Origin of the sequence: Citrobacter europaeus, from assembly GCA_020099315.1 — a bacterium.
GTDB lineage: Bacteria > Pseudomonadota > Gammaproteobacteria > Enterobacterales > Enterobacteriaceae > Citrobacter > Citrobacter europaeus.
This window is the reverse complement of record CP083650.1, coordinates 159,481-176,316: the sequence shown is the minus strand read 5'-3', so window position 1 is coordinate 176,316 and position 16,836 is coordinate 159,481. Positions and strand designations below refer to the sequence as shown.

The following is a 16,836-nucleotide window of genomic DNA, read 5'->3' as shown; positions in this document are numbered from 1 at the left end:
ATCGATGCGTCTCTCATCGTTTCAGTTCCCGGTTATAGGTCTGGTGAGACATAATTAACCAGCTTTTACCTGCATCCTTACTCAGCAGACGCCAGCGTAATCCCAGATCAATCTTGAGATATCCTTTCTGTCCTATCTGGCTGTAGACTCGCTTTCCCTGCTGGTACAGGGAAAGCAGTGTACGCGCCTTTGACGTGACAGCTTTACTCACATTTCTCGGGTCAGTACGGTAAAACTGAAAGGAGGGTGCCAGTGAATCCATCAGGCTACCTCCCCCGTACACCAGTTTTTGATTAATCCCCAGATCACCGTGAGACTGACATCAGCCTCTTCCGCAATAAGCATCATAGTTTCAAGAGAGTTAAGACTTTCTATATCGCTGATATTGGCCTCATGCCAGAGACGCCATATCTTCGCTTCACACTCCTCATCAGGTGACTGACAACGTCCCTGACGTGTCTGGATACCCTCTAGCCGCCGTTTAGAACTGACATCTGAAGCATTCAGACCAAAGAAGATCCCCATCATCTCTATTGATGCACCAAGAGCAATAGCACGATCAATTCGTTCGCTACGCTTTTGCTCACGATTGGCCTGGTCCAGCATTCGTTTTAGATTTTCATGATGTATTGCTACATTTAATACAGAAACAGGGCTGCCTGACAGATAATGCAGTTCTTCCATCGTCAGGCTTCTGAGGAGACGCATTTCTTCAGGTTTCAACCCCAGCGCCTCACATCGCCGAATGTTTCCACCTCTCAGTTCCATAACCAGATTAAACAAAAGACTGTTGGCACCCTGTGCAAGTGAAAAAGTCATATCGCCTCCTGAACGTGAACACTTTCATTATCCAAGACAATTAATTGATTACAGGCCCCTGGAGCGAGAATAAACGCCAGAACGTTAACCATTGGATACCTCCTGAAGCGAATGCTCCTCACTGCGATAATCCATAGCCGGATAAATCTCAGCCTGCCTACCAGCTGTCCATGCAGCCTGCCTCACTTTTTTGGCGTTACGACACCCTTCCGGCTGCCGTACTTTCGCAGGGGTCAGATTGCGCTGCTGCTGTGTTAACCAGCGGTCGAGTAGAACTTTTTCTGATGTTTCAGGTTCAAATGACTCCAGAACCGTCCATACTCCGGCCACCCAATACAAGCGGTATTCATCCATACGGCGACGGATAGTGGAAAGTTTCAGTAACGGATGTGCGCACGCGGTATGGAGATAATGTTCGGCATCACGCTTCAACTGACGGGAGACAACGCCAAACAAATAACCCGCCACCGCCGGACGTTCACCAAACCCGTAAAATGTTACGCTGCGACGCTTCTTATGATCACTGTGCTGATACCAGCCGTAATAGCTGCGACAGCCCGCGGTCATGCAAACCACTGTAACCAGAGCATTCAGCCAACCCGGTACCGAAAGAGCATTACTGGGGATATTCCTGCAGGTCTCACTTGTTATTTCTCCCGGTACCACGCTCGCCGGGGTTACATCGTATTTCATCATCAATGCCTGGGCCTGCCGTAAAGCCACTGATGCCTCATAGGGATTACCTGTTTTTTCGGCCAGTACCATTAGCTTCTTGATACGTGAAAGAACTTTTTCATTCGCCGACACGAGTCACCTCCTCAATTTCCGGATATGCCACAATATCAAGCATCTCAGGACGAATACGGGTCAGCCTTAGCTGAACACCGCAACATGGGCAGGCATCAAATATTACCGACAGCCCGCGCTTTGCTGCATTCACTACACCTCGACTTCCGACAGGAATAACCGCCAGTCCACTGCTCAACTCCTGTGTGGTAACAACCGTGGCACCGACCCACTGATAATGCGAGCGGGGCTTTTTCAGACTCTTCATGATTTTTTATCTCCTGATTCTCGCCATTCCTCACAGTGCATGCACAGGCTTACCCCGGGGATGGACTCACGGCGTGAGTCAGGGATTTCATCACCACAGTCCCGACAATGTCGTCGTGATACATGTCCCTGAATCCGAAGAGCAGCCCGGATTTCAGCAAACCGGCTGTCAATGTTTACCTGCGATTCGTTCTGAGCCATCGCATCATCAACATCAATGCTCATGCCCCCTCCCGTCATTTTGTTCAGCCGCCATATTTCTCTGCAACTCGCGCAGACGGCGAATAACACGAATAAGGCGCAGACTCTTCACTACATGCACATCGTCAAAAACAGGCGTATCTCCCGCTGATTGGGAGCCAAAGAAGTTGAGACAGAACATAAACATGTTGAATTGTTTATTCGGCACGTGACCGGAAAGCCCTGCCAGAAAAAGAGCAAATTCTCCGCCGTGTTCTGAAACAGAGAACCCGGCCGCACTGGCATTTTTATCTTCACTGACATGAACCTCACAGCCCATCGCCTCTGCAAGTTCATAAGCAAGCCGGTAAGCCATGTCCTGCAGATGTTCGATATCATCCTGCAGAGCCGGAATGGCCCAGATATCAGTAACAGGCTCGAGCCCTACGTTGGCAAACTCAACTGAGGAAAGTGCTGGTTCTGTGGGTAAAAGTGAGAGACCTGGCATCTCGCTGGCAATACTAACGGCGTCAGAAGGAGTATCCGCAGTCAATCCCACCTGAGCGCCAGCGAAAGCTGATGCACTGACAGCGATATTTCCGGCGTCGGGAATAAAGTGGTACCCATCAGGAATAACATCACCGGTTAAAACTGAGGGTCCCCCGAGGAAATCGTTCTGGACTTCAGTTTTAGGTAAACGAGGTGATCCACAAGAATCGAACCATTCGCCGGCCACATCATCGTTATCCCCATCGTCATTATCTGGATCTGGTTGTTTAGGTAAGACAGGGGCGTTATTCAGCTTCGGTTTTAAAGAGGAACCGCCTTGTTGATTCTCATCGTTTGCAGTACCCGGCAATGATGCAGTGCTCTGCCATGTCTGGCGATCTGCATCCACCAGATGAGATGCCACAGGTTCTGGCTCACCAAATAACTTTCTCTGGTTACGTGCCTTAGGATCCAGCTCAAGTAGCCACCGATCATAGTTAAGAGAAGGGTGTGGTAAAACATTCACCAACATACCGATAAATTCATCTCTGAACATTTCGAAGGAATACACCTCCGGATCGTCAAACTGAGTACAGACACGACCGAACACCTCATTAAAATCACTATCAGTCTCAGTCATCACCGAATATTGCTGCCAAATTTTTAAAGCATCAGATCGCAGATTTAATAAATTAACTATCTGGGGCTTACCTAACCCAGAAATCAGCAACTCCGGCATAAAGGGATAAAGATACTCCACCGTATGTTCCATACGGCTGATCATTGAATAGTGAATGGGGTACCCCTGCTGTCCCAGCAGGTCCGCCAGCTCTCGCAGAGTTACCGTTCGCCCAAGAGTTTCTTCGTGAATGGCGCGAGCTTTTTTTATTCCCAACGCTTTGTCGATAAAGGTTAGATCCCCCCGTACATCATTCTCGGCCAGATGCCCTACCAGACACTCAAGCCTGCCAGGCCATGGCTTGAACAGTGCGTGAAAGCGGTAAAAGCGTTCATCCTGTGTTTCAGCAAACAGCTCTCGCAGAATGGCGTAGCGGGTGTTACCACCATCGCTGAAAATATAAGGAGAGCCGGGGATATCCGGGTTTTTCGTCACTTTAGGAACCGTATCCAGACCACGGGCTCGGATGGATTCCTTGATTTCATCGTACTTAGGATTGCGTGTTGTGCGAGGATTGTCCGGGTTAGGAGCTACCTCATCGAGCGTCAGCACCATCGGCATTTCACTGGTAGGCATAATCGCAAGAGCAGCGGTTGTAGCTGCAGATGATTCCTTCGCCCCCTGTAGCAGCGCATTATTAAGATTTAACAGTGGTGCTTTAGCCATAGCTCACCTCCCCATAACCAAGGTGATACTCCGAGAAGCGCATATACTCCCCCTCAAAGCGAACTTTGACAGTGCCCAGCGGCCCCTGACGTTGCTTGCCCAGAATGATTTCAGCTATGCCTCTATCCGGGGAGTGCTCGTTATAAACTTCATCGCGGTACAGGAACATGATGACATCCGCATCCTGCTCCAGTGAGCCGGAATCCCGAAGGTCACTGACCATCGGACGTTTATCCTGACGTTGTTCAACGCTGCGATTGAGCTGGGATAAAGCTGCCACAGGGCACCTTATCTCTTTGGCCAGTGACTTGAGCGAGCGGGAAATCTCCTGAATTTCCTGAGTGCGGTTCTCGCGTCCAGGACAACTCATCAACTGTAGATAATCGACAAGAATAAGGGAGGGCTGACCGTATTTACGCACATTACGCCGCGCGCTGATACGTAACGTGGAAGGCGTCTGATAACTGGTATCGTCTATCAGCAAACGTCCTTCCCAGGAGGTCAGTTTTGCTACGGCATCCGCAAGTAAACTCCACTGCCCTTCGCTCAGCAGACCTTTGCGCAGGTTATCGAAGGGCACTCTGGCCAGCATTGAAAGCAGACGCATTATCAGCTGCTGGGTTGGCATCTCTATGCTGTAGAACTGAACGGTCTTGCCGGGACTGCCTTCCAGCGCAGCAACGGCATGTTTCAGCGCTTCTGCCGTTTTCCCCATTGATGGCCGGGCCCCCAGTAAAATCAGGTCACCGTCCTGCCAGCCACAGGTTTTCTCATCCAGTTCAGCAAAACCTGTCGCTGTACCGGTCACACCGCTTCCCCCACTGACCGATTCCAGCCAGCTGACCGTGTCAGCGACCTGAGTCGTTACGCTCAGACAAATGTCGGGGTCACAGGCCTGCTGAGCCAGACTAAATAACTGCTTTTCGGCATTTTCAATAAGACCGGGTATATCCGCATCGCCGACTGAGGCCAGTTGATGTAGCTCATGCCCCAGCTTAACCAGTCGTCGCTTACGACTGTACTCGCGCACAATTTCGGCATAAGCAACGATATTGGCGGCGCTGGGCGTGTTTTTTGACAGTTCAGCCAGATAAGCGAACCCCCCGCACCGCTCCAGCAGATCTTTTCGCTCCATGGATTCGGACAGGGTTATCAGGTCAATGGGCAGGCCGGCACTGACCAACCGTTCTATCTCCCGAAAAATGGTCTGATGCTGGCCATAATAAAAATCTCCGGAATTCAGAAGCGGCGCAATTTCATCCCAGCGGTCGTTATCGAGCATCAGTCCGCCCAGAACACCGGTTTCAGCTCCGACATTAAACAGCATGGACTCTGCAGAAACAGATTTATGGCTCATACCTCATCCGCCCCCTGACCAAATCCGGGCTGAGGCCGGTTAACCAGAACCGCATCAAACTTATCTTTCCATTGAGGAAATAACTCACAGACCAGGTGGTGCATGGACTCCGCTGCCGGCAGGCTTACCCGGTCAGTTTTATATTCGAGACGATGAACTGGCTGCCCGCACGCATGCCCACGTTTGTAGACTTCCAGTTGCTCTATTTCGGTATTCAGCATTGATATGGCAATACGGTCTGACTGGGGGTACTGACCTTTATCCACGATTGCCTTGAGTTCGTTGAGGGTGTTTCGATCCAGTACAGTGGGTTCAACACAGTTGGCGAGAATTCGAATATCGGGAATATGGATACCGTAGGGTTCCAGAACCAGAAGTTTGGATAAAAGACGTACAGTGCCGCGTAGGAACTCACGTACATCGGGTAAAATCGGTTTAATAACACCCATGACGCTTTGAGTCGCAGCGAGCACCACGAGCTCCACCATCACCCCGCCAGCGCCTTTGGAATCGACGATTATGACGTCATATTGTCTGAAAAGAGGATGCTGCAGGACATTACGCAGACGCATTCTGCCATCAGCTGCATGCAGCATATCATTGGAAAGACGATCGTCAGGATCGTTGGAAATGATGACGTCAAGATTGGGAATAACCGTGCGGGAAATGATGCTGTCAGGGTTGTTAAGGTCAGCAGTCTGCATAAGTAATTCATACAGTCCGCAGGGTGCTTCATAGTGAAGTTTAAAAATACTGCTGGCTGTTGGCTGATTATAATCACCATCGATTAGCAGTGTTTTCAGACCAGCATCGGCGGTGTAACCCGCAATATTGCCTGCCTTGGTTGACTTCCCTTCTCCGCCCTTAGTGGATACTACTGGCAATACTACCGGGAATTGTTGCTCATCAGGGAGTAACAACGAATGCGGTGAAACCTGCTGTACCAAATGAATACTGGCGTCTGGTTTTCTTTCTACAGACTCCCCGGTTGAAACCTGGGGGGAACACTTAACGCGAGATACAGTTTGCATGCAATACACTCGAAATTTATTCGAATGTGTTCGTCTGCCTGCTACCAATTCAAAAAGTCAAAGCGGCGTCTAACTTTTTGACAAGGGGATTGAAAATCCCCGTGTCCTTGGTTCGATTCCGAGTCCGGGCACCACTATTTAAAGAACCCGCCCTAAAGGCGGGTTTTTGCTTTTATAGTTTCTGAAACTTTCCAACCGGTCATCTCTCAATATCCTCACAGCGCTTCCCCGCACAAAACCCATATGTAAGATAACCATGCCTGTTAACAAGAAGACATCTGGGCTCTATAAGAAGATGGGATTTAACGTGACGGGACGTACAGAAGTGGACGATCTCGGACGGCCGTACCCGTTACTCAACCTCGAGCGTGGGTAGCAGGACAAGCTTTTACAGGCCGGATAAGGCGGTTGCGCCGCATCCGGCAGTTTTCACTCCGTACAGACGCAAAAAAGCCCATCCGTCAGGATGGGCTTCTTCACTTGTTTGATGCCTGGCAGTTCCCTACTCTCGCATGGGGAGACCCCACACTACCATCGGCGCTACGGCGTTTCACTTCTGAGTTCGGCATGGGGTCAGGTGGGACCACCGCGCTACAGCCGCCAGGCAAATTCTGTTTATTAACCCGCCTTTAGCCGGTTAATGTAATCTGTAATCAAGCTGAATATTGTGTCTGTCTTCGCCAAAACATCTTCGGCGTTGTAAGGTTAAGCCTCACGGTTCATTAGTATCGGTTAGCTCAATGTATCGCTACACTTACACACCCGACCTATCAACGTCATAGTCTTTAACGTTCCTTCAGGAGACTTAAAGTCTCAGGGAGAACTCATCTCGGGGCAAGTTTCGTGCTTAGATGCTTTCAGCACTTATCTTTTCCGCATTTAGCTACCGGGCAATGCCATTGGCATGACAACCCGAACACCAGTGATGCGTCCACTCCGGTCCTCTCGTACTAGGAGCAGCCCCCCTCAATTCTCCAGCGCCCACGGCAGATAGGGACCGAACTGTCTCACGACGTTCTAAACCCAGCTCGCGTACCACTTTAAATGGCGAACAGCCATACCCTTGGGACCTACTTCAGCCCCAGGATGTGATGAGCCGACATCGAGGTGCCAAACACCGCCGTCGATATGAACTCTTGGGCGGTATCAGCCTGTTATCCCCGGAGTACCTTTTATCCGTTGAGCGATGGCCCTTCCATTCAGAACCACCGGATCACTAAGACCTGCTTTCGCACCTGCTCGAGCCGTCACTCTCGCAGTCAAGCTAGCTTATGCCTTTGCACTAACCTCCTGATGTCCGACCAGGATTAGCTAACCTTCGTGCTCCTCCGTTACTCTTTAGGAGGAGACCGCCCCAGTCAAACTACCCACCAGACACTGTCCGCAACCCGGGTAACGGGTCTACGTTAGAACACCAGCCATTAAAGGGTGGTATTTCAAGGTTGGCTCCACGCAGACTGGCGTCCACGCTTCAAAGCCTCCCACCTATCCTACACATCAAGGACCAGTGTTCAGTGTCAAGCTATAGTAAAGGTTCACGGGGTCTTTCCGTCTTGCCGCGGGTACACTGCATCTTCACAGCGAGTTCAATTTCACTGAGTCTCGGGTGGAGACAGCCTGGCCATCATTACGCCATTCGTGCAGGTCGGAACTTACCCGACAAGGAATTTCGCTACCTTAGGACCGTTATAGTTACGGCCGCCGTTTACCGGGGCTTCGATCAAGAGCTTCTCCTTACGGATAACCCCATCAATTAACCTTCCGGCACCGGGCAGGCGTCACACCGTATACGTCCACTTTCGTGTTTGCACAGTGCTGTGTTTTTAATAAACAGTTGCAGCCAGCTGGTATCTTCGACTGATTTCAGCTCCATGAGTAAATCACTTCACCTACATATCAGCGTGCCTTCTCCCGAAGTTACGGCACCATTTTGCCTAGTTCCTTCACCCGAGTTCTCTCAAGCGCCTTGGTATTCTCTACCTGACCACCTGTGTCGGTTTGGGGTACGATTTCGTGTTACCTGATGCTTAGAGGCTTTTCCTGGAAGCAGGGCATTTGTTACTTCAGCACCGTAGTGCCTCGTCATCACACCTCAGCGTTAATAAGGTACCGGATTTACCTGGAACCTCCGCCTACATGCTTAAACCGGGACAACCGTCGCCCGGCTAACATAGCCTTCTCCGTCCCCCCTTCGCAGTAACACCAAGTACAGGAATATTAACCTGTTTCCCATCGACTACGCCTTTCGGCCTCGCCTTAGGGGTCGACTCACCCTGCCCCGATTAACGTTGGACAGGAACCCTTGGTCTTCCGGCGTGCGGGTTTTTCACCCGCATTATCGTTACTTATGTCAGCATTCGCACTTCTGATACCTCCAGCATGCCTCACAGCACACCTTCAACGGCTTACAGAACGCTCCCCTACCCAACAACACATAGTGTCGCTGCCGCAGCTTCGGTGCATGGTTTAGCCCCGTTACATCTTCCGCGCAGGCCGACTCGACCAGTGAGCTATTACGCTTTCTTTAAATGATGGCTGCTTCTAAGCCAACATCCTGGCTGTCTGTGCCTTCCCACATCGTTTCCCACTTAACCATGACTTTGGGACCTTAGCTGGCGGTCTGGGTTGTTTCCCTCTTCACGACGGACGTTAGCACCCGCCGTGTGTCTCCCGTGATAACATTCTTCGGTATTCGCAGTTTGCATCGGGTTGGTAAGTCGGGATGACCCCCTAGCCGAAACAGTGCTCTACCCCCGAAGATGAATTCACGAGGCGCTACCTAAATAGCTTTCGGGGAGAACCAGCTATCTCCCGGTTTGATTGGCCTTTCACCCCCAGCCACAAGTCATCCGCTAATTTTTCAACATTAGTCGGTTCGGTCCTCCAGTTAGTGTTACCCAACCTTCAACCTGCCCATGGCTAGATCACCGGGTTTCGGGTCTATACCCTGCAACTTAACGCCCAGTTAAGACTCGGTTTCCCTTCGGCTCCCCTATACGGTTAACCTTGCTACAGAATATAAGTCGCTGACCCATTATACAAAAGGTACGCAGTCACACCCCAAAGGGTGCTCCCACTGCTTGTACGTACACGGTTTCAGGTTCTTTTTCACTCCCCTCGCCGGGGTTCTTTTCGCCTTTCCCTCACGGTACTGGTTCACTATCGGTCAGTCAGGAGTATTTAGCCTTGGAGGATGGTCCCCCCATATTCAGACAGGATACCACGTGTCCCGCCCTACTCTTCGAGTTCACAACATATGCACTTTTGTGTACGGGGCTATCACCCTGTATCGCCGGACTTTCCAGACCGTTCCACTAACACACATGCTGATTCAGACTCTGGGCTGCTCCCCGTTCGCTCGCCGCTACTGGGGGAATCTCGGTTGATTTCTTTTCCTCGGGGTACTTAGATGTTTCAGTTCCCCCGGTTCGCTTCATTACGCTATGTATTCACGTAATGATAGTGTGACGGATCACACTGGGTTTCCCCATTCGGAAATCGCCGGTTATAACGGTTCATATCACCTTACCGACGCTTATCGCAGATTAGCACGTCCTTCATCGCCTCTGACTGCCAGGGCATCCACCGTGTACGCTTAGTCGCTTAACCTCACAACCCGAAGATGTTTCACTTCTGATTGCAAAAATTTGAGAGACTCGAACACACCATTTTTCATTTCTTATTACGGAGAAATGAAACAGTGTGTCGTTTCAATTTTCAGCTTGATCCAGATTTTTAAAGAGCAAATATCTCAAACATGACTCGGAAGTCAGTTTTGAGATATTAAGGTCGGCGACTTTCACTCACACATACCAGCAAGTGGCGTCCCCTAGGGGATTCGAACCCCTGTTACCGCCGTGAAAGGGCGGTGTCCTGGGCCTCTAGACGAAGGGGACACTGAAGTCTCAATCGCAAGACGCCTTGCTATTTACTTTTCATCAGACAATCTGTGTGAGCACTACAAAGGTCGGTTCTTTAAGGTAAGGAGGTGATCCAACCGCAGGTTCCCCTACGGTTACCTTGTTACGACTTCACCCCAGTCATGAATCACAAAGTGGTAAGCGCCCTCCCGAAGGTTAAGCTACCTACTTCTTTTGCAACCCACTCCCATGGTGTGACGGGCGGTGTGTACAAGGCCCGGGAACGTATTCACCGTGGCATTCTGATCCACGATTACTAGCGATTCCGACTTCATGGAGTCGAGTTGCAGACTCCAATCCGGACTACGACATACTTTATGAGGTCCGCTTGCTCTCGCGAGGTCGCTTCTCTTTGTATATGCCATTGTAGCACGTGTGTAGCCCTACTCGTAAGGGCCATGATGACTTGACGTCATCCCCACCTTCCTCCAGTTTATCACTGGCAGTCTCCTTTGAGTTCCCGACCGAATCGCTGGCAACAAAGGATAAGGGTTGCGCTCGTTGCGGGACTTAACCCAACATTTCACAACACGAGCTGACGACAGCCATGCAGCACCTGTCTCAGAGTTCCCGAAGGCACCAATCCATCTCTGGAAAGTTCTCTGGATGTCAAGAGTAGGTAAGGTTCTTCGCGTTGCATCGAATTAAACCACATGCTCCACCGCTTGTGCGGGCCCCCGTCAATTCATTTGAGTTTTAACCTTGCGGCCGTACTCCCCAGGCGGTCGACTTAACGCGTTAGCTCCGGAAGCCACGCCTCAAGGGCACAACCTCCAAGTCGACATCGTTTACGGCGTGGACTACCAGGGTATCTAATCCTGTTTGCTCCCCACGCTTTCGCACCTGAGCGTCAGTCTTTGTCCAGGGGGCCGCCTTCGCCACCGGTATTCCTCCAGATCTCTACGCATTTCACCGCTACACCTGGAATTCTACCCCCCTCTACAAGACTCTAGCCTGCCAGTTTCGGATGCAGTTCCCAGGTTGAGCCCGGGGATTTCACATCCGACTTGACAGACCGCCTGCGTGCGCTTTACGCCCAGTAATTCCGATTAACGCTTGCACCCTCCGTATTACCGCGGCTGCTGGCACGGAGTTAGCCGGTGCTTCTTCTGCGAGTAACGTCAATCACTAAGGTTATTAACCTTAATGCCTTCCTCCTCGCTGAAAGTACTTTACAACCCGAAGGCCTTCTTCATACACGCGGCATGGCTGCATCAGGCTTGCGCCCATTGTGCAATATTCCCCACTGCTGCCTCCCGTAGGAGTCTGGACCGTGTCTCAGTTCCAGTGTGGCTGGTCATCCTCTCAGACCAGCTAGGGATCGTCGCCTAGGTGAGCCGTTACCCCACCTACTAGCTAATCCCATCTGGGCACATCCGATGGCAAGAGGCCCGAAGGTCCCCCTCTTTGGTCTTGCGACGTTATGCGGTATTAGCTACCGTTTCCAGTAGTTATCCCCCTCCATCGGGCAGTTTCCCAGACATTACTCACCCGTCCGCCACTCGTCACCCAAGGAGCAAGCTCCTCTGTGCTACCGTTCGACTTGCATGTGTTAGGCCTGCCGCCAGCGTTCAATCTGAGCCATGATCAAACTCTTCAATTTAAGTTTGATGCTCGTGAATTAAACTTCGTAATGAATTACGTATGTTCACTCAGAGACTTGGTATTCATTTTTCGTCTTGCGACGTTAAGAATCCGTATCTTCGAGTGCCCACACAGATTGTCTGATAAATTGTTAAAGAGCAGTTGCGACGCGCTTTAGCGCTCTGTCGCGAGGTGGCGTATATTACGCTTTCCTCTTTCAGAGTCAACCCTGAATCTCAGAATTTTTCTCTTCAATCAACCGGCTGTTTGTGTGAAGTGATTCACATCTGCCGTGTCGATGGAGGCGCATTATAGGGAGTTTCCTGCGGCCCGCAACCCTTAAATGACAGAAAAATGACTGAGTGCTGCATTCCACAGCAAAACCCCGCCTTATACCCATTTACACACAGAGTTATCCACAATCGTAAGAAAATTAGCGGTCAACATCCCTGAAAAGAAGAGAAAACGAATAAGGAAATCGCTATATAGAAAGAAACTCGCTCTACGATATATAAAGAAGGAATGCACAGGTAGTGCATGCCCCATCATCCCTACCACCTTTGAATTACGCATCCCATCAGGCGATAATACCCGTACAAACCGTGATTCCAGGACCGTGATGAGACACTCTCTGCAACGTACTGCTATACGCAAACGCCCGATGAAGCTCGGCACTACCGTGATCCTCATGGTCAGTGCGGTACTCTTCTCCGTGCTGCTTGTCGTTCATCTGATTTATTTCTCACAGATCAGCAATATGACGCGCGATGCGTTAGCAGGTAAAGCGCTTGCGGTCGCACGAACGTTGGCAAACTCCCCGGAGATCCGCCAGGGGCTAATGAAAAAGCCTGCAGAAAGCGGCATTCAGGCGATTGCTCAGGCGGTGAATAAGAGCAACGATTTTTTGTTCATCGTCGTCACCGATATGCAAAGCATTCGTTACTCCCACCCCGAAGCACAGCGAATCGGTCAGCCGTTTAAAGGCGATGACATTTTGCTGGCCCTACAAGGTAAAGAGAATGTCGCCATTAATCGCGGATTTCTGGCTAAAGCCCTGCGGGTGTTCACTCCTATATATGACGAACATCACCGGCAAATTGGCGTGGTGGCGATCGGTCTTGAGCTAAGCAGAGTTGCTGAACAGATCAATAACAGCCGCGGCAGCATCATCTGGTCCATCTTATTTGGCGTGCTGGTTGGGCTGCTCGGTACATGGATATTCGTTAAGGTCCTCAAGCGCATTCTGTTTGGTCTGGAACCTTATGAAATCTCCAATCTGTTCGAACAACGCCAGGCGATGCTGCACTCGATAAAAGAAGGCGTCATTGCCGTTGACGAGTGCGGTGAAGTGACGCTGATAAACCAGGCTGCGCAGGAGTTGCTCGATTACCACAAGTCACAAGACGATGCCCAGCTCTCCACGCTCAGCCACGCGTGGTCACAGGTAGTCGATTTTTCACAGGTACTGCATGACGGGACGCCGCGTCGCGATGAAGAGATCATGGTTAAGGATCGGCTACTCTTAATTAACACCGTTCCGGTACTCAGCAACGGTAAAATCATCGGGGCCATTTCAACGTTCAGAGATAAGACTGAAGTGCGAAAACTGATGCAACGACTGGACGGCATGGTCAACTATGCCGATGCACTTCGTGAACGATCCCACGAATTCATGAATAAATTGCACGTGATTCTGGGATTATTGCATCTGAAAAGTTATAAGCAGCTTGAAAATTACATCCTGAAGACCGCGAACAATTACCAGGAAGAGATTGGCTCACTGTTAGGAAAAATAAAATCTCCGGTGATCGCAGGTTTTTTACTCAGTAAGATTAATCGTACCTCTGATTTAGGCCATAGCCTGGTGATCAGTAATGAAAGCCAGTTGCCAGAAAATAGCAACGAAGATCAGGTGGCGGTGCTGATTACCGTTCTGGGGAATCTGATTGAAAACGCCCTGGAGGCGCTAGGTCAAGAACCTGGCGGTGAGATCAGCGTATCCTTGCATTATCGACACGGCTGGTTGCATTGCGAAGTGAATGACGATGGTCCGGGGATCGCCCCCGAACACATTGAGCACATCTTTGAGAAGGGCGTTTCGTCAAAAGGAACCGAACGGGGCGTAGGTTTAGCGCTTGTTAAACAACAGGTTGAAAACGTTGGCGGTAATATATCCGTCGAGTCTGAACCTGGGATCTTCACCCAATTTTTTGTACAGTTACCGTGGAATGGTGAGAGGGCCAGCAGATGATCAATGTCTTAATTGTCGATGACGATGCAATGGTAGCGGAATTAAACCGCCGTTATGTCGCGCAACTCTCCGGTTTTCATTGCTGCGGCACAGCCTCCACGCTGGAGAAAGCAAAAGAGATAATCTTTCATAGCGGTCATCATATCGACCTGATTTTGCTTGATATTTACATGCAAAAAGAAAACGGTCTGGATCTGTTACCTGTTCTGCACAGCGAAGGTTGCAAGTGTGATGTCATTGTCATCTCTTCCGCCGCCGACGCGACCACCATCAAAGACTCTCTCCACTATGGCGTCGTTGACTACCTGATCAAACCTTTCCAGGCTTCCCGTTTTGAAGAGGCACTGACCGGTTGGCTACAGAAGAAAACTGAAATGGAAAAGCATCAGTACTATGAACAGTCTGAGCTTGACCAGTTGATTCACGGTAGCTCCTCTAATGAGCAGGAAGTGCGGCGCTTACCCAAAGGATTAACGCCACAAACTTTACGCACGCTGTGCCAGTGGATTGATGAGCATCAGGATCAGGAATTCTCCACCGATGAACTGGCCAACGAGGTCAATATCTCGCGCGTCTCTTGCCGCAAATATCTTATCTGGCTCGTCAATTGTCACATTTTATTTACCAGCATCCATTATGGCGTAACCGGTCGACCGGTTTATCGTTACCGCGTTCAGGCGGAACATTACTCATTGCTTAAACAATATTGCCAATAAAAACAATTGGGGATTATTTGTTATTTGAAGGTAACAATTATTAAAATAATGAAAAATCCCTATTTTACTGGTTCATGCTGCAGAATTATAAATTTGCGTTAGATCAAATATATTTGTATCCGGCATGTTAAATGCGTTATTTTAATATTGATTAATGTCACACTGTTTTTAATTTCAAAATCGCTAACAAAAGTTAATTAAGTATTATCTAACTCGCAGAGTGTGTATTTTTACCCATAAAGGATTAGTCTGAAATTAACCAGACATACAAAATCTAGACTGGTAGCAATGGAGACCATGCTACGTACCATGGACACCGTACATTTTTGTGAGCAAATAAAAGTATCCGCACGCCAACCTCATCACATCATGAAATGGCGTGAGTGTGATCACATAAATAACCCACTCACTCATTCTGTCGGTGGTTCACGTAATAGCGGAAAACGCAAAACAGATAAATTACAGCGTCAACCGCGGCTCTCTATGTCCAGCTCTGCTTCCCATCGCCTGAGGATTCTCTCCTCTGATCAAAGCCACAGAAAAAAGCAAAATATCGCCATAACTTTAAATAAACATTCTAGCAAGACATTTGAACATTAATCGCAAATACGGACATATCGAATACTGACCATTTTTTGATGCCTATTCTGGCAAAAAAGAATGTGGCACAGATCCATTTTTCAAAAAATTGACTGGGTTTTTCGCGAGGGTAAATAAAATGTTATTTAGTATACAACTTCTCATAATATTAATATGTTTGTTTTATGGTGCCAGAAAGGGCGGTATCGCGCTGGGTTTATTAGGCGGTATCGGCCTGGTCATTCTGGTTTTCGTTTTCCATCTCCAGCCGGGTAAACCACCTGTAGATGTCATGCTGGTTATTATTGCCGTGGTGGCCGCATCGGCAACCCTGCAGGCCTCCGGCGGCCTTGACGTTATGCTGCAAATCGCTGAAAAGCTGCTGCGTCGTAACCCAAAATACGTTTCCATCGTCGCCCCGTTCGTGACCTGCACCCTGACGATTCTCTGCGGTACTGGCCACGTGGTATACACCATCCTGCCAATCATTTATGACGTTGCCATTAAGAACAATATTCGTCCGGAACGTCCGATGGCGGCGAGTTCTATCGGTGCGCAGATGGGGATTATCGCCAGCCCGGTTTCCGTCGCCGTTGTGTCACTGGTGGCAATGCTGGGGAACGTCACGTTTGAAGGCAAGCATCTCGAATTCCTCGACCTGCTCAGCATCACCATCCCGTCTACCCTGTTGGGTATCCTGGCGATCGGTATCTTCAGCTGGTTCCGCGGTAAAGATCTGGATAAAGATGAAGAGTTCCAGAAGTTCATTTCCGTACCTGAAAACCACAACTATGTGTATGGCGATACCGCCACGCTGTTAGACAAAAAACTGCCGAAAAGCAACTGGCTGGCCATGTGGATCTTCCTTGCCGCAATCGCCGTGGTTGCCGTGCTCGGCGCGTTCTCTGAGCTGCGTCCTACCTTCAGCGGCAAACCGCTGTCAATGGTACTGGTCATCCAGATGTTCATGCTGCTGACCGGTGCGCTGATTATTATCCTGACGAAGACCAATCCCGCTTCAATATCTAAAAACGAAGTCTTCCGTTCCGGTATGATCGCGATTGTGGCGGTGTACGGTATTGCCTGGATGGCCGAAACAATGTTCGGCGCGCACATGACAGAAATCGAAGGTGTGCTGGGCAATATGGTGAAAGAGTATCCGTGGGCCTATGCAATTGTTCTGCTGCTGGTTTCCAAATTTGTAAACTCACAGGCAGCGGCGCTGGCAGCGATTGTTCCGGTCGCGCTGGCAATCGGGGTTGATCCAGCGTACATCGTGGCTTCCGCTCCTGCATGTTACGGTTACTACATTCTGCCGACCTACCCGAGCGACCTGGCGGCTATTCAGTTTGACCGTTCAGGTACCACCCACATCGGCCGCTTCGTTATCAACCACAGCTTTATTCTGCCAGGTTTGATCGGCGTAAGCGTATCCTGTGTCTTTGGTTGGATCTTCGCCGCAATGTACGGTTTCTTGTAATTACAGTTCGCGTGCCGTCCACGTTGGTACGG

11 protein-coding genes, 1 tRNA gene, 3 rRNA genes and 1 pseudogene are annotated in these 16,836 nt (G+C 49.9%); 4 read left to right on the top strand and 12 right to left on the bottom strand.

The window, feature by feature from the left end:
• Positions 1-13: 13 nt before the first annotated feature.
• The 8 genes from LA337_00785 to LA337_00750 all read right to left on the bottom strand — a co-directional run bounded on the left by LA337_00785 (position 14) and on the right by LA337_00750 (position 6,274).
• Positions 14-262: a hypothetical protein gene (locus tag LA337_00785; GenBank protein ID UBI16279.1), complete on the bottom strand. Its 249-nt coding sequence runs from the start codon at positions 260-262 to the stop codon at positions 14-16.
• Entirely contained in the window at positions 262-819 is a 558-nt protein-coding gene (locus tag LA337_00780; protein ID UBI16278.1) for a DUF2857 domain-containing protein, read from the bottom strand. Before LA337_00780 ends, LA337_00785 begins: the two co-directional genes overlap by 1 nt.
• A gap of 84 nt (positions 820-903) precedes the next feature.
• Positions 904-1,626 (bottom strand): DUF2786 domain-containing protein, encoded by a 723-nt coding sequence (locus tag LA337_00775; GenBank protein ID UBI16277.1) that lies wholly within the window; start codon positions 1,624-1,626, stop codon positions 904-906.
• Positions 1,613-1,873: a hypothetical protein gene (locus LA337_00770; protein ID UBI16276.1), complete on the bottom strand. Its 261-nt coding sequence runs from the start codon at positions 1,871-1,873 to the stop codon at positions 1,613-1,615. The genes LA337_00775 and LA337_00770 overlap by 14 nt, the downstream gene beginning before the upstream one ends.
• Complete coding sequence (locus LA337_00765; protein ID UBI18370.1) at positions 1,870-2,073, bottom strand: TraR/DksA C4-type zinc finger protein; 204 nt, start codon at positions 2,071-2,073, stop codon at positions 1,870-1,872. The genes LA337_00770 and LA337_00765 overlap by 4 nt, the downstream gene beginning before the upstream one ends.
• Positions 2,074-2,086: 13 nt before the next feature.
• The gene (locus LA337_00760; GenBank protein UBI16275.1) at positions 2,087-3,886 is read right to left on the bottom strand and encodes a ParB family protein; all 1,800 of its coding nucleotides are present in this window, start codon (positions 3,884-3,886) and stop codon (positions 2,087-2,089) included.
• Entirely contained in the window at positions 3,879-5,243 is a 1,365-nt protein-coding gene (dnaB, locus tag LA337_00755) for a replicative DNA helicase (protein ID UBI16274.1), read from the bottom strand. The genes LA337_00760 and dnaB overlap by 8 nt, the downstream gene beginning before the upstream one ends.
• Complete coding sequence (locus LA337_00750; GenBank protein UBI16273.1) at positions 5,240-6,274, bottom strand: ParA family protein; 1,035 nt, start codon at positions 6,272-6,274, stop codon at positions 5,240-5,242. Before LA337_00750 ends, dnaB begins: the two co-directional genes overlap by 4 nt.
• A 265-nt stretch (positions 6,275-6,539) precedes the next feature.
• Here LA337_00750 and LA337_00745 point away from each other — a divergent pair.
• Positions 6,540-6,650, top strand: a pseudogene (locus LA337_00745) (GNAT family N-acetyltransferase).
• A gap of 113 nt (positions 6,651-6,763) precedes the next feature.
• Here LA337_00745 and rrf read toward each other — a convergent pair.
• The 4 genes from rrf to LA337_00725 all read right to left on the bottom strand — a co-directional run bounded on the left by rrf (position 6,764) and on the right by LA337_00725 (position 11,797).
• Positions 6,764-6,879 (bottom strand): 5S ribosomal RNA (rrf, locus tag LA337_00740).
• Between the two features lie 96 nt (positions 6,880-6,975).
• Positions 6,976-9,883, bottom strand: a 23S ribosomal RNA gene (locus tag LA337_00735).
• Positions 9,884-10,094: 211 nt separating this feature from the next.
• Positions 10,095-10,170, bottom strand: a tRNA-Glu gene (locus tag LA337_00730).
• Positions 10,171-10,255: 85 nt separating this feature from the next.
• Positions 10,256-11,797, bottom strand: a 16S ribosomal RNA gene (locus LA337_00725).
• Together the 16S, 23S and 5S rRNA genes with 1 tRNA gene alongside form the textbook arrangement of a ribosomal RNA operon.
• 600 nt (positions 11,798-12,397) lie before the next feature.
• Between LA337_00725 and LA337_00720 the strand changes: the two genes are divergently transcribed.
• From LA337_00720 to dcuB, 3 genes are all read left to right on the top strand, one after another.
• Entirely contained in the window at positions 12,398-14,029 is a 1,632-nt protein-coding gene (locus LA337_00720) for a sensor histidine kinase (protein ID UBI16272.1), read from the top strand.
• Positions 14,026-14,745, top strand: coding sequence for a two-component system response regulator DcuR (gene dcuR / locus LA337_00715; protein ID UBI16271.1), 720 nt, complete (start codon positions 14,026-14,028; stop codon positions 14,743-14,745). The genes LA337_00720 and dcuR overlap by 4 nt, the downstream gene beginning before the upstream one ends.
• 718 nt (positions 14,746-15,463) lie before the next feature.
• Positions 15,464-16,804, top strand: a complete 1,341-nt coding sequence (gene dcuB / locus LA337_00710) for an anaerobic C4-dicarboxylate transporter DcuB (GenBank protein UBI16270.1) — start codon at positions 15,464-15,466, stop codon at positions 16,802-16,804.
• Positions 16,805-16,836 lie beyond the last annotated feature (32 nt).